Annotated in this window: 18 protein-coding genes and 1 tRNA gene; 8 read left to right on the top strand and 11 right to left on the bottom strand. The window is 29.2% G+C overall.

Annotated features, from left to right (window positions below; all coding sequences use genetic code 11):
• Both EDD60_RS08625 and EDD60_RS08620 read left to right on the top strand, forming a co-directional pair.
• Complete coding sequence (locus EDD60_RS08625; protein ID WP_066449911.1) at positions 1 to 1,011, top strand: Gfo/Idh/MocA family protein; 1,011 nt, start codon at positions 1 to 3, stop codon at positions 1,009 to 1,011.
• Positions 1,011 to 2,477: a glycoside hydrolase family 1 protein gene (locus EDD60_RS08620; RefSeq protein WP_132226366.1), complete on the top strand. Its 1,467-nt coding sequence runs from the start codon at positions 1,011 to 1,013 to the stop codon at positions 2,475 to 2,477. Before EDD60_RS08625 ends, EDD60_RS08620 begins: the two co-directional genes overlap by 1 nt.
• Positions 2,478 to 2,504: 27 nt before the next feature.
• Here EDD60_RS08620 and EDD60_RS08615 read toward each other — a convergent pair whose 3' ends face one another.
• From EDD60_RS08615 to EDD60_RS08585, 7 genes are all read right to left on the bottom strand, one after another.
• On the bottom strand, positions 2,505 to 3,488 hold the full coding sequence (locus EDD60_RS08615) for an exosporium glycoprotein BclB-related protein (RefSeq protein WP_066449915.1): 984 nt from the start codon (positions 3,486 to 3,488) through the stop codon (positions 2,505 to 2,507).
• 86 nt (positions 3,489 to 3,574) lie between these two features.
• Positions 3,575 to 4,078, bottom strand: coding sequence for a hypothetical protein (locus EDD60_RS08610; RefSeq protein WP_066449918.1), 504 nt, complete (start codon positions 4,076 to 4,078; stop codon positions 3,575 to 3,577).
• A 62-nt stretch (positions 4,079 to 4,140) separates the two neighbouring features.
• Entirely contained in the window at positions 4,141 to 5,322 is a 1,182-nt protein-coding gene (locus EDD60_RS16585; RefSeq protein WP_276330911.1) for a collagen-like domain-containing protein, read from the bottom strand.
• A gap of 69 nt (positions 5,323 to 5,391) precedes the next feature.
• Positions 5,392 to 6,468: a glycosyltransferase family 2 protein gene (locus tag EDD60_RS08600; protein ID WP_066449921.1), complete on the bottom strand. Its 1,077-nt coding sequence runs from the start codon at positions 6,466 to 6,468 to the stop codon at positions 5,392 to 5,394.
• Positions 6,469 to 6,539: 71 nt separating this feature from the next.
• The gene (locus tag EDD60_RS08595; RefSeq protein ID WP_066449924.1) at positions 6,540 to 7,169 is read right to left on the bottom strand and encodes an ATP-binding cassette domain-containing protein; all 630 of its coding nucleotides are present in this window, start codon (positions 7,167 to 7,169) and stop codon (positions 6,540 to 6,542) included.
• A 3-nt stretch (positions 7,170 to 7,172) separates the two neighbouring features.
• On the bottom strand, positions 7,173 to 9,152 hold the full coding sequence (locus EDD60_RS08590; RefSeq protein ID WP_066449927.1) for a hypothetical protein: 1,980 nt from the start codon (positions 9,150 to 9,152) through the stop codon (positions 7,173 to 7,175).
• 106 nt (positions 9,153 to 9,258) lie between these two features.
• Positions 9,259 to 9,699: a hypothetical protein gene (locus EDD60_RS08585; RefSeq protein ID WP_066449929.1), complete on the bottom strand. Its 441-nt coding sequence runs from the start codon at positions 9,697 to 9,699 to the stop codon at positions 9,259 to 9,261.
• 682 nt (positions 9,700 to 10,381) lie between these two features.
• Here EDD60_RS08585 and EDD60_RS08575 point away from each other — a divergent pair.
• Complete coding sequence (locus EDD60_RS08575) at positions 10,382 to 10,699, top strand: PadR family transcriptional regulator (RefSeq protein WP_066449935.1); 318 nt, start codon at positions 10,382 to 10,384, stop codon at positions 10,697 to 10,699.
• A 992-nt stretch (positions 10,700 to 11,691) separates the two neighbouring features.
• Here EDD60_RS08575 and EDD60_RS08570 read toward each other — a convergent pair.
• From EDD60_RS08570 to EDD60_RS08560, 3 genes are all read right to left on the bottom strand, one after another.
• Positions 11,692 to 12,066: a DUF6120 family protein gene (locus EDD60_RS08570; protein ID WP_066449937.1), complete on the bottom strand. Its 375-nt coding sequence runs from the start codon at positions 12,064 to 12,066 to the stop codon at positions 11,692 to 11,694.
• Positions 12,059 to 12,388 carry a PadR family transcriptional regulator gene (locus EDD60_RS08565; RefSeq protein ID WP_066449940.1) on the bottom strand — a complete coding sequence of 110 codons (330 nt, stop codon included), beginning with the start codon at positions 12,386 to 12,388 and terminating at the stop codon, positions 12,059 to 12,061. The genes EDD60_RS08570 and EDD60_RS08565 overlap by 8 nt, the downstream gene beginning before the upstream one ends.
• Positions 12,389 to 13,954: 1,566 nt before the next feature.
• Positions 13,955 to 14,030 (bottom strand) — tRNA-His (locus EDD60_RS08560).
• A gap of 182 nt (positions 14,031 to 14,212) precedes the next feature.
• On the opposite strand from EDD60_RS08560, the gene EDD60_RS08555 reads away from it, so the two are divergent.
• Genes EDD60_RS08555 through EDD60_RS08540 form a run of 4 tightly spaced genes read left to right on the top strand, consistent with a single transcriptional unit; the run spans position 14,213 to position 16,991 of the window.
• Positions 14,213 to 14,527 (top strand): PadR family transcriptional regulator, encoded by a 315-nt coding sequence (locus tag EDD60_RS08555; RefSeq protein ID WP_066449945.1) that lies wholly within the window; start codon positions 14,213 to 14,215, stop codon positions 14,525 to 14,527.
• Between the two features lie 58 nt (positions 14,528 to 14,585).
• Positions 14,586 to 15,287 carry a DUF2812 domain-containing protein gene (locus EDD60_RS08550; protein ID WP_066449948.1) on the top strand — a complete coding sequence of 234 codons (702 nt, stop codon included), beginning with the start codon at positions 14,586 to 14,588 and terminating at the stop codon, positions 15,285 to 15,287.
• A 22-nt stretch (positions 15,288 to 15,309) separates the two neighbouring features.
• The gene (locus tag EDD60_RS08545) at positions 15,310 to 16,542 is read left to right on the top strand and encodes a DUF2812 domain-containing protein (RefSeq protein ID WP_066449956.1); all 1,233 of its coding nucleotides are present in this window, start codon (positions 15,310 to 15,312) and stop codon (positions 16,540 to 16,542) included.
• Positions 16,542 to 16,991 (top strand): S-ribosylhomocysteine lyase, encoded by a 450-nt coding sequence (locus tag EDD60_RS08540; RefSeq protein ID WP_066449959.1) that lies wholly within the window; start codon positions 16,542 to 16,544, stop codon positions 16,989 to 16,991. The genes EDD60_RS08545 and EDD60_RS08540 overlap by 1 nt, the downstream gene beginning before the upstream one ends.
• Before the next feature lie 20 nt (positions 16,992 to 17,011).
• Here the strand turns inward: EDD60_RS08540 and nrdD are convergent, their stop codons facing one another.
• Positions 17,012 to 17,296, bottom strand: coding sequence for an anaerobic ribonucleoside-triphosphate reductase (nrdD, locus tag EDD60_RS08535; protein WP_066449960.1), 285 nt, complete (start codon positions 17,294 to 17,296; stop codon positions 17,012 to 17,014).
• Positions 17,297 to 17,408: 112 nt separating this feature from the next.
• Between nrdD and EDD60_RS08530 the strand changes: the two genes are divergently transcribed.
• Positions 17,409 to 18,200 (top strand): zinc ribbon domain-containing protein, encoded by a 792-nt coding sequence (locus tag EDD60_RS08530; protein WP_066449963.1) that lies wholly within the window; start codon positions 17,409 to 17,411, stop codon positions 18,198 to 18,200.
• Positions 18,201 to 18,282: the final 82 nt, after the last annotated feature.

Here is an 18,282-nt window from a genome sequence, read left to right as displayed (position 1 = left end):
ATGAAAGTTGGAATTGCTGGAGCTGGGATGATTGTTAATGATTTATTTCGTTTTATTCATGAAGTCGAAAATATTGAATTAGAAGCAATTGCATCAACCCCACGTTCTTTAGATAAAGTGAAAAAAATGGCTGAAGAACAAGGAATTAAGAAGTATTATAGTTGTTATGATGAATTGTTAGAAGATGATGAAGTAGAAGTGATGTATATTGCTTCACCTAATCATTTACATTATGAAATGTGTAAAAAAGCTTTAGAAAAAGGAAAGCATGTGATTTGTGAAAAACCATTTACATCACATGTTGCAGAATTAAAAGAATTAGCTAAACTAGCAAAAGAAAAACAACTTATTTTATTAGAAGCTATTTCTACACAATATTTACCTAATGTCCTTAAAATAAAAGAATTATTAAATGAAATTGGACAAGTTAAAATTGTATCAGCAAACTATTCACAATATTCATCACGTTATAATGCTTTTAAAGAAGGAAATATCTTACCTGCTTTTGATTATACAAAATCAGGTGGAGCATTAATGGATTTAAATATTTATAATATTCATTTATTAGTCGCTTTATTTGGAGCTCCAAAAACTGTTCAATATCAAGCAAATATTGAAAAGAACATTGATACATCAGGAATAATAACTTTAGATTATGGAACGTTTAAAGCGGTTTTAATTGGAGCTAAAGATTGTAAAGCACCAATTATGACAAGTATACAAGGTGATCAAGGATGTATTGTTTTAGATACACCAGCTAATAATGCTTCACGTTTTAAAGTTTTAAAAAATGATCAAAGTGAAATGGAATACAATGAACAAAATGGGAAGCATCGTATGTATTTTGAATTTGTAGAATTTGTTAAAATTATTGAACAAAAAGATTATCAAAGAGCTGAAGAAATGATGGAAAAGAGTTTGATTGCTATGGAAATAGCAACAAAGGCAAGACAATCAGCGGGTGTTGTTTTTGCTGCTGATAAAAATATAAAAGAAGGAGAGGAAGAATAATGGGATTTCCTAATAATTTTTTATGGGGTGGTTCAATCAGTGCTGCTCAAATTGAAGGAGCATGGAATGAAGGAGGAAAATCACCGGTTGCAGTAGATTATTGTACAGCAGGTAGTACAACAGGGATGAGAGAAATTTGGTATTTAGATAAAAATGGTCAAAGAGCTCATCAACGTTGGGAAGCAGTTGGCGTATTACCACAAGGAGCTAAATATCAATTGTTTGATGATTTGCATTATACAAATCATGTTGCAAGTGATTTTTATCATCATTATAAAGAAGATATAGCTTTAATGGCTGAAATGGGGTATACAACATTTAATACATCTATATCATGGGCAAGAATTTATCCTTATGGTATAAAAGGTGGTATTAATCAAGAAGGTGTTGATTTTTATCGAAATGTATTTGAAGAATGTCGTAAATATGGAATGGATCCTGTCATTACTTTATATAAATATGATGAGCCTGTTTCTTTAAATGAACAATATGGTGGATGGACAAATCGTAAAATGATAGATGAGTTTGTTGAATTTGCGAGAGTATGTTTTAGTGAGTATAAAGATTTGGTAAATAAATGGATGACATTTAATGAAATTAATATCATTATGCCAGGTGATGATACACCAAAAGATATTGCTCAAAGAAATCTTATTTATTTACATCATCAATTAGTTGCTGCAGCTAAAGCAACAATTGTTGCACATGAAATGGATGCGAATTTGAAAGTTGGTGCAATGATTTGTGGAAATATGGCATATCCTTTAACACCGGATCCTAAGGATGCATTTGCAAGATATAAAAAGTTCCAAGATTTCTTCTGTTATAGTGCTGATACTCAAGTAAGAGGAGAATATCCATCTTTTGCTCAAAGAGTATGGAAAGAATGGGATATTGATTTAAATATAAGTGTTGAAGATAAAGCTATTTTAAAAGCTGGAAAAGCAGATTTTTTAGGCTTCTCATATTATGCTTCAGGTGTTGTGACAACACATACAACAGATGAAAATGATATAACAGGAGGAAATGTATTAGGAACAGTTAAGAATCCATATCTTGAAGCTAATGCTTGGGGATGGCAAATTGATCCATTAGGTTTTAAACATTTCTTGCATATCATTAATGATCGATATCAAGTTCCATTATTTGATGTTGAAAATGGTATAGGTCTTATTGAAAAAGAAGATGAAGATGGTATTTGTCATGATCCAGCTAGAATTGATTATCATCGTCGTCATATTCAAGCTATGAAAGAAGCTGTTGAAGAAGGTGTTAACTTATTTGGTTATACAACTTGGGGATGTATTGATCTGGTTTCTGCTGGGACAGGACAAATGGATAAAAAATATGGATTTATTTATGTAGATATGGATGATCAAGGGCATGGAGATTTACATCGTTCAAGAAAAGATTCATTCTATTGGTATAAGAAAGTTATCGCTTCTAATGGAGAAGATTTAGATTAAGGAAAAACCAGAATTTCTTCTGGTTTTTTAATTTGCTTCAACAGAAACACCACCACTTGCATATCCAACAATATTGTTAGTTAAACTTACTCCAGATGCAGTTGCTGTTAAAACAAGCATTAATCGTGTTTGTGCATTGAATGGAATATTTAAATTTGTTAATAAACCTTTTGCTATTGTGCCAGTTAAGAGTGTACCAGTTAAAGTTGGAGTCAATGTGACTTCTGTTCCTGGAATAGCTGTCATAATATTATTAGATGCTGCAGATTCATATAATTGAGCTTTGATTGTGAGATTAGTACCAACAAGAGATAAAGGTGTTGTTGTTGAGAAGAAAACATCAATAGCCGTAATTGTACCAGCACGAGGCATGATGAAAGCAAAATTTGATGGAGCTCCACAAGGATTTGTTAAATCAATAATATTTCCAGAAATAAATAAACCAGAAGCTGAATTTCCAAATCCAACAAAAGCTGCACTACCTGCTACCCCGCCAGTTGTTGTTGTTAAAATGACAGGTGTTCCAGATGCAAATGGAATGATTGTAGAACTACCATTACCAGCTGGACCAGTAGGACCAGTCGCACCAGTGGCTCCGGTTGCACCTGTGATGCCAATACCAGTCGCTCCGGTAGCTCCAGTGGCTCCGGTTGCTCCAGTTGGACCGGTATTTCCAGTGGCTCCAGTAGGGCCAGGAATACCATTAGCTCCGGTTGGACCGGTTGGACCAGTTGCGCCAGTCATACCAGTTATACCTGTATTTCCTTGGATTCCTTGTGGACCCATTGGTCCCATCATTCCTGGTTGTCCAGGAATACCTTGAATCCCTTGAGGACCAGTTGGACCAGTCGGACCAGTTACCAAACTTCCACAATTAACAGTAACTGGAGGACAACAACGACATTTTGGACACCAAGTGCATTGACATGACGTACGAGAAGTACAATTATTTTGTGGTTGACATTGCACTGTATTCATATTTTGACCATGATTGTAATATGAGTTATTCATAGTTTCACCTCCTTTATCATAATATATGTGAATAGAAAAAATGAGACTATGGGATTAACCCTTATCTTGTGAATAAAACATTATTTTTAGGAACGCTCTAATTTTAAAATTGTCAAAGTGAGTTGTCCTTCAGTGTGCGTTGTATTAGAACTGAATGTTAATGTGAATGTGGTTGTTGTTGGAACTTCAATAATAATAGATTGACTACCCCATGCAGATGAACGAGCTGTATTGATATTGGCATAAATACCAAACTCAATATGCGATGCTCCATTGTATGATGGTGTAATTTGTATATAACCTGGATTAGTTAATAAGGCACTAACAGAGTATTGAATTTGATAAAAGCCTGGTTGTAATTGAATAGTTGTTGTATTTAATGGGGTAATATTTCCGGTTATATCAGCAACATCTTGATAAAGATTCATAGGTGCATTATTTGTGAAAATTGTTGCGTAATTAGCAAAACTTGCAAATGATTGATTAGCTAGACCACCACTAGGACCAGTTGGACCTGTAGGACCTGTTATACCAGAAAGACAATTAATATTGATAGGACGACAACATTGACAAAGATGCTCTTGCTCCATAATTTCACCTCCTTTGTTTCTAAAAAAGAACTATAATCAATAGGTTATAGTTCTTTAGAAAGTTATCGAGTAATAATTTCAGCTTTACAAGTAGAAATAAAAGTTGGATTACTGTTATTACCATTAGCTAAAACAACAATACCATACTCATCTCTTAAAACAGTTCCTTGTCCAACTGTCTGTCCACCAGCATTAATACTAACATTTGTTGTTCCAACAGGAAGATAACTACGGATTGCAGCTTCACAATTGGCTTCACAAGTATCAGGTGTAGGAGTAGGTGCAGGTAAATAGACAATGCCATTGTTATAGGCTGCACTTGTTATTCTTATTGAAGCAATGTGACAAATAGAAATAGCTTCTTGAGGAACACCTTGAGTATTTGTTAATTGCAATAAACCAGCTTCTGGATTTGAATCAGGTCCAGGTAATAAAGAATCTAAACGTCCACTTGCATTATTTCCACTTTCCATTGCAATAACTACACTATCATTTGGATAAAGTTGAATTAACTGTTGTAAAACATTACGCATTTGTTGCACACAAGCACAACTAGTACTAATACTTGTAGGACCTGTTGCGCCAGTTGCCCCAGTCGCTCCGGTAGGGCCAGTAGGTCCAGTCGCACCCGTTGCTCCAGTAGGACCAGTTGCACCAGTAATACTGATACCAGTCGCTCCAGTAGGACCGGTAGCTCCCGTCGCACCCGTTGCCCCTGTAATGCTAATGCCAGTCGCCCCGGTTGCCCCGGTAGGTCCAGTGGCTCCGGTTGGACCAGTAGGACCAATGACTCCCGTTGCCCCAGTAATACTAATACCTGTTGGACCAGTTGCCCCAGTAGGGCCAGTCGCACCCGTGGCTCCAGTAGGACCTGTTGCACCGGTGATGCCAATACCTGTCGCACCTGTTACTCCAGTAGGTCCAGTGGCTCCGGTTGGACCAGTAGGACCAATGACTCCCGTTGCTCCTGTAATACTAATACCTGTTGGACCAGTTGCACCAGTAGGACCAGTAGCTCCGGTTGGACCAGTGATACCATTAGCACCTGTCGTACCCGTGGCTCCAGTAGGACCTGTTACCCCAGTTGCTCCAGTGGGACCAGTAGGGCCGGTCTCACAATTAATTGTTATTGGTTGACAGCATTGAGAATCTGAACAATAATCACATGGATTATTACATAAATTTTGATAATTACATACATTGTGATTAAAATCATCGAACATATTATCAAACGTGTTATTCATAGATTCACCTCCTTTTGTTGATATAATTCAAATTATGCTTATATGAAAAAAAGGCTTATAGAAATAGCCTTATTTTTCATTGATTTTTTCAAAATAATGTTTGTTGTGTAAATAAGATGGATCATTTGGCTTACATTGACCAGCCATATCATTATAAAATTTAGCAGTTTTATAATCTTTGATGGCATCATAACATAAACATAATTGCATATAGGGAATATAATCATAACAATCAGGAGAAATAAAGGCACCTGATTCATCATTTCTTTGACATGATAAAGCAGTAGCATACCAGAAAATAGCCTGTTCATAACATTTTAATTCATAAAAATATTGACCTAAATCACAGCATACTTCAGCACGAGGAACATCATAGCAAAGACTATTTAATAACCAGCTAACAGCTTGCTGCATATCATTTTTTTGATAATAACAATAACCTAAAAATTGACAGGCAGAAATATTATTTTCTCGCCAACCCTGATGAGTATTTAAAAATCTTTTAAATTCACTAATGGCTTCATCATAATATTCATGATAATAGAGTTCTCTAGCATAATAGAACATTTCTCTTGGAGAAAAAATAACACCATCTTTTAATTTGTTTTTAAAAATCATTAAATTACGATGAGGATTTGCAGCTTTTAACTTTTTGTGGGTAATGGCAATATCACTATAAATCACTTTTCCTCTAGGACTAATAACTTCATGAACAAATCCTTCCCAATAAAATTGATCTTTTCTTTTCAACAATCTTTCACGATAATAAGTAAAAATTGGTTTCCCATTATTGTCAAAATGAGTATTATAACGCATCATAACAACAGAAGTATCTAAAGAAAGAGTTTCTTTAAGTTTCATAAACTCTTTTTGATCTTCTTCTAAAATCACATCATCAGCATCTAACCACATACAATAATCTTTAGTAGCTTTGGAAAAAGAATAATTTCTAGCTTTAGAAAAATCATCACACCATTCAAAATCATAAATCTTGTTTGTATAAGAAGAAGCTATTTCTTTAGTAGAATCAGTAGAACCTGTATCAACAATAATAATTTCATCAGCAATACCTTGCACAGATTTTAATGCTCTCCCTAAAACATCTTCTTCATTTTTAACAATCATACATACACTTATAGTTATCATATATTTCACCAATATAATATATGTATGAATATAAAAAAAGTGATTGTTGTAACAACCACTTAATCTGTGTATCATGTTAATTCAATGACTTCATCACATTGATGAACAATTGATAAATCATGTGTCGCCACAATCACAATTTTCCCTTCCTCAGCAAATTCTTTTAATGCTTCAAGCACTAATTTTTTATTCTTTTCATCAAGGTTTCCTGTTGGCTCATCAGCTAAAATGACATCAGCAGGCTTTAAATACAATCTTGCTAGAGCAACTCTTTGTTGTTGGCCACCTGAAAGACAATAAACCTTTTCTTTTTCATAACCTTCTAAGCCAACTTTCTTAAGACTATCTTTGATAAGCTGTTCTTTATGTGAAGAACGAACATGTTTTAAAGCAATTTTTAGATTATTTAAAACAGTATCAGTTTCAATTAATGCATAGTTTTGAAATAAATAATTAATTTTATTTCTTAAATACCATAAGGTCTTTTTATGATGAGAATTAATATTTACATGATCATAACAAATACTACCATGAGTTGGATCGTCTAATAAACCAATCATATTTAATAACGTTGACTTACCACTTCCACTTTCGCCAATAATGGCATAAATCTTACCGGCTTTAAAAGTATAATGAAAATCTTTAAAAACTATTTTTTGTGAATAAACCTTATCTAAATTCTTTATACATATTTCGTTCATGAGTTATTCCTCCCAAAGTAGAGTAGATATTTTTCGATGATATAGATATCCATAAATCAAAAGATGAATAATCATATCAATGAATAGTAGTATGAATAAGAAAGTCAATGGTTGATATTGTTGAATAATAAAATATAAGAAACTCAGTGCATAAACGGATATACTTTCAACAAAGATAGGATAGGTTAATTCAATAAAAGAGTATCCATGCATTTTCTTAATTGCAAAATCTTTACGATAGATATTGTAGTATAAATAAAAATATTCAAAAACTAAACCACCTAAGAAAATAAAGAAACACATTGCTATTTCTAAATCATTTTTAATAAGTGAAGGTAAAAGCATTGTTTCTTGTTTAAGTGTATCTTCTAAACTTTTCATTAATAATGTATTTTCAAAAGGAGTGTTTTTTAATAAATCGTTTATTTTATTTTCACTAAGAGGAATATAAAGACCTCCATAAGGTTTGCGATTACTTTGTTTGGAATCAATAAAAATACAAGTGGGTTGATGAATAGTTTCTTGATTATACTGTCCATCCAAATATTTAATATATTTTTGATTTGATGCAATGGCAATTTTCTCAATTGAATCATTTGGGCTTATTAAGAAATCTTCTTCGTGAATAGTATTATATATATCTTCTGGTACAAAGAGATATTTCTTTTGATTATCTATTTGCATAGTTATTTGATGACCTAATGGATCTATAAGTGGACACAATGAAAGATAGTTAGCGTTTGTTCTTATGAGTGTTCCCGAAGTATAGTATAGAGGTTCTTTCGTATAATATATGGCTTTATTCTTTTCAAGAAGATCATAAGCATCCTGATATATTTTAGTAACTTTATTTGTTTTTCCATCATATGATTCAAGATATTGAGAATCCTGGTACTCAAATTTCATACTATAGATATGTTGATAATTTTCTATGCCATTAAATTGTTCTTTCATATATCGATGAGTATTTATATTATTTTCAATTGCAAGACAATGACTTGTTAGAGGAGGTAGTAATATAATAAGACTTAACAATTTAATAAAGAAGTGACCTCGTAAAAGAATTTTATTTATATTTTTCTTTTTTAATAAAATTGCACTATGTTGACATTTTTGAATAAAAATATAAATAAAGAAAATACTAAAAATGCCTAACCATTGAATACCTAGATATTTTAAACAATCAATAATAAAAGGTATTGTTCTTACATTAATCTGTTGAATTCTTATTAAAAATAAAATAACTAAAGATAAAATAGAAATTCCTATTCCTTGAACAAATGTTATTCCATATAATTCAAAATACATTTCTAAAGTAGAATAACCATGAAGATAATAAACGGTATTTTTATAACTATTCTTGGAAATCCAAATAGCTAAAAACGTGGCAAATAAAATAAATGAAAATAAGATTAAAATTTTCATTTCTGGATTCAAAAAATAAGATGCATGTGGTTCTTTTTCAAAATCATTAAATTGTTCAATATATGATGAATATTTTTGGTTAAGTGAATCAATGAAATGAGATAAATCTTTTTTGGTAGAAGCATAAAAATCATAAGTACCAATGCAATATCTATTATTAATTAAATATGAAAATGGTTTAATATCTACTAAAATATCATGATTTAAAATAAAAAGTTCTGATTGATTTTTTTGATAATTAGAATAAAAATTTTTCGTATTTAATGAAGAAAAATCTATTTTATCTTTAATCGCAAGATTTGTGATTGTAGATAAATCCTCGTGAGTATAAATATGATTAATATAGCAATTATTTTTAATATCTATACTTTGTTTAACTATTGTTATATGATCTTCATCAGCTAATTGTTTTAAATCGTAAATAAACTGTTGATTATGTTTATAGATATTTGATGTAAAAGTAATAGATTGCAATGGTTTATCTGCCATGATTTCAAAATTTTCAATGACATCTTGAATATCCTGTTCTTTATAAATATCTATAAATGAATAAAACATTAAAATACTACTTAAGATAATGAAGAAAAAGAATATTTTTTTCATATGCTTATTTTGGTATATGATATGTATTTATTTTTGAATTTATATACCTTTTCCTTTCCATTTAATAACCCTGATCTCTAATTTCCCAGTTATTTCCCTTTTTAACAAGTATCCAATTATAATTATTATATGTAGTATGAGAAGTTAAAGGACTCTCGCTTGAAAGACTACCTGTTTTAAAATTAGAAAAAATAACGATAACATTTTCAACTTTATATTCTTTAGCCCATTCCGTTTGCTGTTTTATAGCAGCATCCTCATCATACCAAAGATCAGTCAAGGTACAATTATTAAAATCTGTAGATTCAAATTGTTTAACAATAACATCTATAGCGTTTTTAATTTCTTCTTTTGTATACACATTTGACTTTCCAATTTGTTTGTTAACATTGCCTACATTAGGTTTTGAATGACATGCAATCAAACAAAAAGACATAACAATAATTAATAAAAGTCTACAAAATACATTTCCTAAAAATTTATTTTCATTAAAGTATGACATATAAACCACTTAACCTTTCTCAGTTATTTTTAGTACTGCTTACTTTTTCACAATAATTACTTGTGTGTTGAACATTAGTAATATTGTAATATCCTGCAGTTGTTTTTCTTCTTTATTTATTTCGTGATCTTCACAAACTGTAAAAAATTGATTTAAGATCATATTATCTTTGTTTGTATTTTTATCGTTTTCTAAACAATATAAATTTTTAAAATACACTTTCCAATTGTCTTTGCTAAGTGTTTCAAGTTGAGCAATTGAAGAAATTGATGACAGAATATCAGCTTCATAATTCACAGTGTCTATGAAAGCTAGATTGTAGTTTTGAAATTACCAAAACAATGGATTATTTGTACCTTGAATTATTAAAACCTCTCTCTCAGTAAGATGAATAATTTCAGATAACTCTTATTTTTCTTATTTTGAATAGAATCTGTAGCAAAAATACTGGTTGGATATAAAACTATCATAATTATTATTGCTAAAAAATACGCATTAATTTTATACTTATAGTTTTTTCGCCTTAATCTTCAATATTTTTATAACCTCCTTCACTCCTTTTGTATAGCGCTTACATCTTATCTTTATTGTATCATTCATATTACACGTGTCAACAATTACTTTTTTGCTCTATGTATTGAAGTTAATATTATATTTGATTTAATGAGTTTGGGAGGTAAGTATGTCTAGACCATCAAATAATTTTTTTAAATTAGAAATGTTATTGTTAAAAATTATAAAACAACAAGATTGTTATGGTTATCAAATCACTCAATTACTTGCTAAACTTTCAAATGATAAAATACAAATTAAAGAAGGAACTTTGTATCCAATCTTATATAGATTAGTAGATGAAGGATATATAAGTGATCAAAAAGTTTTGGTTGGTAAGAGATTAACACGTGTGTATTATCATATTGAGTCTAAAGGGGAAGAATATCTTGAAACTATTTATAATATCAACAATATTATGTTGTGGGAGGGAAATTTAAATGGATAAAGTCATTAAGAAATATCTAAGAAATTGTAAACATTTTTTGTTAGCATTGGTGTAATTTTGATTAATGCATTATCTTTAATTTGTTACTTGGAATACAAAACAATTGAAGAAGCTAAAGAACAAAATATTATAACTAAAGAAATTACAATAGAACAAAATTAAGGAGAACAGTTATTATTTTCTAAATACTAACTACATATTTGCTTATGAAACAAAATCAATAGAAAATACTTTTATAGAAGAAGTTTTTGAAGATGAATCATATATTGAAATAACCGTTGAATAAGATTGTCTAATTACTAGAGCCACTACAACGAGCAAAAGTAAGACTAGTGCTTTTAAAGATTCAAATGGCAAAGCAATATACATTTTTAGGTATCTGCACTAATACTGTTGATAGAACTTTAAAATTAACTTGTAGTTCATCTGGTAAATTGTCTTAATAAAATATTCAAATAGTATTCTTAATTATAATTTTGGTATAAGTTAAAAATGAAGATTATATCTCATATATTAAAGAGTTAATCTCTTATATGGAGTGGTTGATGAGATCATGTCAATGCATAAAAGATGATAAAAAACACTGTATTTAAGTCATTTTAAAAGTATATCTTTGTATAAATTTATATACTAAGACATACTTTTTTATCATTTTTGGTGTTATTTTGGTGGGAATTTTTATAACTTTACTTTTAAGAAAGTTTCCCTGAAGCAGTACATGCTAATTTGACTGCTCGATTTATTGTTTTTAGAACATTTCAATCTTGATGATATTGTTTGGCAGTAACACTAGCTAATGCAGTTGTACCACTTTTTGAAGATTTTGCATTATTTTATTCAATCGTTACTTCAATATAACTTCCATCATGAAATTGTTCTTCTATATAAGTATACAAATTGATATTATCTAACACATTTACATTTGAAATAGACATCATTGCAGTTATACTCATTAATAATACAATAATTTTTTAAAAAAATCTTTTCTCTTTTTATTCTATGATTTCAATTGATTCTTCAAAATAACTATTATTACTATCTTTGACTTCCTCATATGTCTTTTGATATATATAAGCTCTAAATGAAAAGAATAATGTACATATAATCAAAAATAATATAAAAATGGTTCTTAATGTTCTAACAAACTTTGCTTTCTTAATTAATTCATAAATATCTTCTTGATTATAATAATTCATAATGACTTCTTGTGGTGAACCCAATCTTTCAACGATTTCATCATAGTTTAATTCATGACTTCCATCATCGATATTATCTTTTAACTTATTAAGATATTTTCTTTCTTTTTTTCCACAATATGCAAATAAATATTGGCATTCTTTAAAGTAACGTTTTATATCTTTATTCATATTCTCCCTCCATTAAATCACTAATTACATTAACCATGTCTTTATATTCACTATAAATTTTATCAAGGTATTCTTTTCCAGAGGGTTCCAAATGATAATAAACTCTTGTCATTTTTTTACCAACCAACTTTTTTTTGCTTGTTATAAATCCAATTTCCTCAAATTTGTAAAGAATAGGATACATGGTCCCTTCTTTAACATTAATTTTTCCATGCGTTCTTTCTTTTAGGGTATGTGTAATCTCATAACCGTAACAATCTTTTTCATCTAGAATTTTTAAATACAACATCTCTAACCGAAAGAAATTATTTTTTTTAGACATGATGACACCTCTTTTGTAAAATTCTAACAAATATCACTTTCTAATTCAATATGGATATTTAGTTTCTCTATATATTAATTTTTTTGACACTCAAAATTTACCTTGATTCGTTACATGTATCAGGAATGTGATAATAACTTAAGAAGAAGCATAAAATTACACCTAATTGATCATAAAAACACAATAGAATTTTCATCATATACCTCATGACCAATAAAGTAATAGTTATATAAATTAACTAAATAATGATTTTTTATCTTATTTTAATGAGAAATACCAAGATATTGAAATATATTTTTTACTTAAAAATACTGTTGATTCATTCTATAATCAACAGTAAAAATTTATTTTATAATAATCTCTTTTTCATTTTTATGTATTGATTTAATGCATAGTTTCATCCATATGATTTTCAATATAATGTTCGAAAAACAAATAAATAAAGATAAATAGAATCCAAAAGATGTCATATCCAGAGAAAATGTTAGACTAATATATCCTGTTATAGTTAAATAGTGCCAAGTAAAGAATTTATATATCTCTAGTAAGAAAACACAGATAGATGCAATCAAAGATATTATATGAAATTTCTTCGATAAAGAAAATACAGAAAACCATGTACCAATATAAAAGAAAAACAACCAAACAATAAATATATGGAGATCCACACCTCTTAAAGTTATTAAATCTCCATCACTAAACCAAGTAAGAAAAAAAGATAAAAATAGTAGAATTTCTACGATAATCAATAATACTTTAAATCGTATTTTCATCATGCAAACCTCCTTCTATGTAATCGCTTAATTATTTATATCTAAATGTTATCATCGTTAAATATATATGTCAACAATATATATTTAATCTATATATTAAAAAATTAAGAATAATTTTAATTACTTAGATTTTCTATGCTTAAGCTATTTATTATATAGTGATAAGCGATTCATGAAGAATTGATACTTGTAAGATGTAAATAAGATATAGGTTATTTAATTATTTGTATAATAAAGGTTTCATAGCTGAAACCAATGTCGTCAATTTAATGACATTACAATGGAGAGAATATTTGATTAAATTCAAAATTCCCTCTTTTTTCTTTTTTAACCAAAAAATGATACTTATCATTTTTAATGCTTTTTTGATTTTTTAAGTTATAATTTTCTTAGAAAGAGATGTCTATACTACTTTAACTGGCCTTTCTTAAAAAGTCTTTTTTAGTTTTTTGATAACTGGATTTCGTCTGTCATCAACTCTATATTTGAGTGTTGTTGGTTTCTTGATATAGACATCCCACCTTTCATATTTAACAATTTTGCAGGATTAACTTTTAATAACTGTATTAGATTATTTATATTTGTCTGATATTTATACTTTTCAGTATGATTGATGATATTACCAATTCATGGATCGATATTGAAAATTTTACCATTATCAATGCTTTTGAAGATGGTATCAAATTAGGTTGAGAGTTAGGTAAACTTATAAAATAAAAAAATTGGTGGATTTTCGGTGGATATATATTTTGATATAATAAAAACTCCTATTTCTAGGAGTTAATAACTTATATGGGGCGGTTGATGAGAATCGAACTCACGAATGCCGGAGCCACAATCCGGTGCGTTAACCACTTCGCCACAACCGCCATATTGACCCAACTCAATTAGGCAAGATAGATTATATAAGATTTGATAACTTTTGTAAAGAGTTTTTTTGAAATTTGTTGAAAATTTTATAATCTTCATTTGAAGAAGTTTATTGACAATAAAATGAAATATGTTATATTGATATTAGATATATCGAATATCAATATAATGAGGTGATTTTATGGCAAGAAAGGAATTTGAAACTCTAACACCACAAATGTTTTATATTCTTCTATCATTATATCAGCCAAGGCATGGTTATGAAATTATGCAGGAGGTTGCAACTATAACAAATAATGAAATTCAAATAGGTGCTGGAACACTTTATACCTTGCTGCCACGTTTTGAAAAAGAAGGATATATTGAGTTAGAAGATATTTCTAAACAAAAGAAAACATATGTTATTACTAAAAAAGGGAAAGAAAAACTTTTATTGGAAAAAGAAAGAATGCTCCAACAAATTCGTTTATTGGAGGATGTGAGTCATGAAATATAAATATACTTTGGCAGGTGAAAATGTTGTATTAGAAGATTAATTTATAGAGTATTTAGATATGATGTCAAAGCGAGGTTGGAAGTTAAAGTCGATTGGATATTTCTTATTTAAGTTTGAAAAGTGTTTTCAGCCTTGTAAATATCAAATGGATTATAATGAATTAAATGAAGAATATTTATCTGTTTTAAAAGAAGCAGGATATGAGTATGTTGGAGCACATGGTATTGGCGGGAATGTTTTTGTGAGTGAAAATATCAATGCATTAGATTTGCATACAGATGAAAATCTTCATCGTAAGGTTATTTTAGAAAAATATAGTCAGTCAGATATTGTTATGAATTTGATTTTTGGATTGTATTTTGCATTAAAATTTTATGGTATGAGTGGAAATATTGATGAATTGATTAAAGGGGCATATTTATGTTTAAGTTTAGGATTTGTTATTGAGGCTATAGCTATATCTTTTATGCGTATTTATATGAATCATAAATCAAAGTTTCTTTTGAAATCATATCAAATAATGACTATAATGACACGGTTTATAAAACCTATTTTTGTGATGGTTTTATTGTATGCTTCGTTTTATGTATGGCGTTTATCGTTTCAGATTATTATGTTTTTAAGTTTGTTTTTTATGATTTCAATAGGGTATTATTATTTTTCAAATAAATTATTAAAGAGGACTTTATTAAGTCAAATAAAGGATATTATTTTATTGAGTTTATTCATTTATGTTGTGATTTTTTTAGTTGTTTTATAAAAGATATGAGGAGGAGTGAAGTATGAAGTATAAATATAAGTTTGTTTCTAATTATTATGTTTATGAAGATGATTTGTTAGAAGAATTTAGGCAGATGTCATTAAAAGGCTATAGTTTAAAAGAAGTGGGTTATTTCTTTTATAAGTTTGAAAGAGATGATCATATTTATAAATATCAATTTGATTATCAAACACCTAGTGAAGAATATTTAGAGACAATCAAAGCGTTAGGATATGAATATTTAGGAAAGACAAGAAATTTGCATATTTATCGTCATAGAGATGAGAATGCTGTTGATTTGCATACTGATGAGCGAACTCATCGTTTATTATTACTTGATCATTATGGAATACCTTTACAAGTGAGTGTTTTTACATTGTTTGTTATTGGAATGTTTACAGTTAATATGAATCGTTCACTTGTACAATGGAATATTCATGATTTTTATGTTCACTATCAAACTTATTTTTTGATCATTATGGCTTTTCTTTTTTCAGTAACTTGTTTATGTGTAGGAGGAAGTTCTGTTCTTTTAGATAAGATTCAAGAAACTCATCAAAGTCAATATATAAAAATTCGTCAAATATGTTGTATTTTAGAAAGAATATTCTTCTCTCTAACAATTGGACTTGGATTTATTTTACCATTCTTTAATTTAAGAGGAATGTATTTTGTATTTGCTATGGCTTTTCTTGTTGGGGTAGTGCTTATTTACAAAGTGATGCATTCACACTTTAAAAAGCCTTATCAATTAGGTATTCTTTTATATGTAGCCTGTATTTTTCTTACTCAAGGGTTAAAAGACTTACAACAGGATGCTCTTTTACCGGTTCAGGAATATTATTCATATGGAGAATATCAAGAAATTTCAAAAGAAACTAATCCTTTTATGATTTATTATACAATTAATGATTTAGATCATTCTTATTTTGAAGAAAAATATCTTTGTAAAAACGATCACGTTAAGGAAAGATTAATGCAATATTTGATTATTGAATCAGAACAACTTGATAGAACCCAAGAACAATTCGATCGACCCCAATCACAACCAGTTGAATTTTCTTTCCCGACACGACTTTCTTATCAACAAGCATTACAAAAATTTAAACAAGCCAAAGTTGGAAATGTGACTTATTATCGTTTGAATCATATTGTTATTGCATATTTAGATAAGACTGTTGTAAGATATGCTATAGAGGATGAAGAAGATATTATGAAATTCATTCAATTTACTTTTAATGAAGGAGAAAAATAATGGAAAGAATTACAAGCTTTAGTGTTGATCATACACAATTGAAAAAAGGAGTTTATATTTCAAGAGTAGATGGTGAATTAACGACTTTTGATATTCGTATGTGTGAGCCTAATGTGGATGAACCATTAGATCCAAAGGCTGCTCATACCATTGAACATATTGGAGCAACTTTACTTAGAAATGGTCCTTATAAAGATAAAGTGATTTATTTTGGACCAATGGGATGTATGACAGGATTCTATTTAATTACAAAAGATTTAGATTTAAAAACAATTCATCATCTTGTTAAAGATGTTTTCCAACAAATCGCAACATGGCAACAAGCTATTCCTGGCGCAAAAAAAGAAGAATGTGGAAATTATACTTACATGGATTTAGCAAAAGCCAAAGCCTCTGCTGAGTTTTTCATTAACCATCCATGGGAACATGAATATCATTATCTCAAATAAAAAAAGTCATACGACTTTTTTTATTTGACTGCATGTTTGACACGATCTCTTTCTTCAGCTCTTTTGGCATCATTAAAACGGTCTAAAGTTCCAACTAAATAACCAGTAATACGACGAATCCTTTCAAAAGGAGTGGGAATAAGGTGATAATGCATATCAACATAATCACCATCAATGTTCAGCTTTAATGAAGATAATGTTTCATTTTTAAATTTGTCTTTTAAATAATGAATATAAGCAAGAATCTCCTGATCATCCATTTCTCCATTGCTAACTTCTACATCAACATCTTCTAATCTTTTCATGAAATCACCTTCTTAATTCTATTATAAAAATTTTTAACAAAATAACAATCAATATGCACGAATGATTCATAATATGATAAAATAAAAAGAGATAAATAGAGAGGGGTATAATATGCACAAGAAATTAAAGTTATTATTTTTAGGACTAATGGTATGTTTATTGACTGGATGTATGAAAATGAATATTTATACTGAAGTGAAATCAGATAAAACAATGAAAATGAATATAGAGTATCTGATTGATGAAACAACTTTTCAAGGAAGTGAAATCACTGCCCAGGATTGGTTGAATGAAATGAAAGATAATTATTTGAAAGACAAACAAAAAGACATGACATTTCAACCAATTGATAAAACAATTGATGGTAAAAAGTGGGTTGGGTTTAAGATAACTACAGATGATCAAAAACAATCAAAATATTTAACTGAAAAAGATATTGATGGAACAAAATCTATTGTTTTTACAATTCCTATGAATCAAGTGAGTCATCAATTAGGGAATAGTCTTGGTGGGGTTCCACAAAATAGTTCATTAGATGATTTAAAGGCAAAAGGTGTAGAAATGAATTTAACCGTGAAAATGCCAGCTAAAGCATCTTCTAATATTGGAACAGTTGATGGTAGAGAAGTTAAGATTGATTTATTAGAAGCATCAGTTAATGGATTGGATGGAGATATTGTGATTTCATCAGCAGCTTCTGGTGGTATAGATATGACATTGATTTTTACTGGTTTAGGGATTGTATTGATTGTTGTGATTGTAGTGGTATTGATGAAGAAAAAGAAAGCACCAATCAATGAAGAATTGATTGAATCGCATGACATAAAATATTGTCCAAATTGTGGACAAGAGGTTGGCGATGAAAGAATTTGTTCAAATTGTGGATATGAATTGAAAAAATAACGGTCTGAGGACCGTTTTTTAAATATGATAATGTATAATCATAATTATTAAGGCTATTAATAAGATAGATAATACTTCATTG

Origin of the sequence: Longibaculum muris (genome assembly GCF_004343035.1) — a bacterium.
Classification (GTDB): Bacteria; Bacillota_I; Bacilli_A; order Erysipelotrichales; family Coprobacillaceae; genus Longibaculum; species Longibaculum muris.
This window is presented reverse-complemented; position numbering and strand designations above follow the sequence as displayed.

What these genes read in the sequence shown, in the direction of transcription:
- nrdD (WP_066449960.1), bottom strand. Translation starts at nt 17,296, where the DNA reads ATGAAAAGATTAGAAGATGTTGATGTAGAAGTTAGCAATGGAGAAATG.
- EDD60_RS08530 (WP_066449963.1), top strand. Translation starts at nt 17,409, where the DNA reads ATGCACAAGAAATTAAAGTTATTATTTTTAGGACTAATGGTATGTTTA.
- EDD60_RS08585 (WP_066449929.1), bottom strand. Translation starts at nt 9,699, where the DNA reads ATGTCATACTTTAATGAAAATAAATTTTTAGGAAATGTATTTTGTAGA.
- EDD60_RS08625 (WP_066449911.1), top strand. Translation starts at nt 1, where the DNA reads ATGAAAGTTGGAATTGCTGGAGCTGGGATGATTGTTAATGATTTATTT.
- EDD60_RS08555 (WP_066449945.1), top strand. Translation starts at nt 14,213, where the DNA reads ATGGCAAGAAAGGAATTTGAAACTCTAACACCACAAATGTTTTATATT.
- EDD60_RS08595 (WP_066449924.1), bottom strand. Translation starts at nt 7,169, where the DNA reads ATGAACGAAATATGTATAAAGAATTTAGATAAGGTTTATTCACAAAAA.
- EDD60_RS08545 (WP_066449956.1), top strand. Translation starts at nt 15,310, where the DNA reads ATGAAGTATAAATATAAGTTTGTTTCTAATTATTATGTTTATGAAGAT.
- EDD60_RS08540 (WP_066449959.1), top strand. Translation starts at nt 16,542, where the DNA reads ATGGAAAGAATTACAAGCTTTAGTGTTGATCATACACAATTGAAAAAA.
- EDD60_RS08610 (WP_066449918.1), bottom strand. Translation starts at nt 4,078, where the DNA reads ATGGAGCAAGAGCATCTTTGTCAATGTTGTCGTCCTATCAATATTAAT.
- EDD60_RS16585 (WP_276330911.1), bottom strand. Translation starts at nt 5,322, where the DNA reads ATGAATAACACGTTTGATAATATGTTCGATGATTTTAATCACAATGTA.
- EDD60_RS08570 (WP_066449937.1), bottom strand. Translation starts at nt 12,066, where the DNA reads ATGAATAAAGATATAAAACGTTACTTTAAAGAATGCCAATATTTATTT.
- EDD60_RS08620 (WP_132226366.1), top strand. Translation starts at nt 1,011, where the DNA reads ATGGGATTTCCTAATAATTTTTTATGGGGTGGTTCAATCAGTGCTGCT.
- EDD60_RS08550 (WP_066449948.1), top strand. Translation starts at nt 14,586, where the DNA reads ATGATGTCAAAGCGAGGTTGGAAGTTAAAGTCGATTGGATATTTCTTA.
- EDD60_RS08565 (WP_066449940.1), bottom strand. Translation starts at nt 12,388, where the DNA reads ATGTCTAAAAAAAATAATTTCTTTCGGTTAGAGATGTTGTATTTAAAA.
- EDD60_RS08590 (WP_066449927.1), bottom strand. Translation starts at nt 9,152, where the DNA reads ATGTTTTATTCATTTATAGATATTTATAAAGAACAGGATATTCAAGAT.
- EDD60_RS08600 (WP_066449921.1), bottom strand. Translation starts at nt 6,468, where the DNA reads ATGATAACTATAAGTGTATGTATGATTGTTAAAAATGAAGAAGATGTT.
- EDD60_RS08615 (WP_066449915.1), bottom strand. Translation starts at nt 3,488, where the DNA reads ATGAATAACTCATATTACAATCATGGTCAAAATATGAATACAGTGCAA.
- EDD60_RS08575 (WP_066449935.1), top strand. Translation starts at nt 10,382, where the DNA reads ATGTCTAGACCATCAAATAATTTTTTTAAATTAGAAATGTTATTGTTA.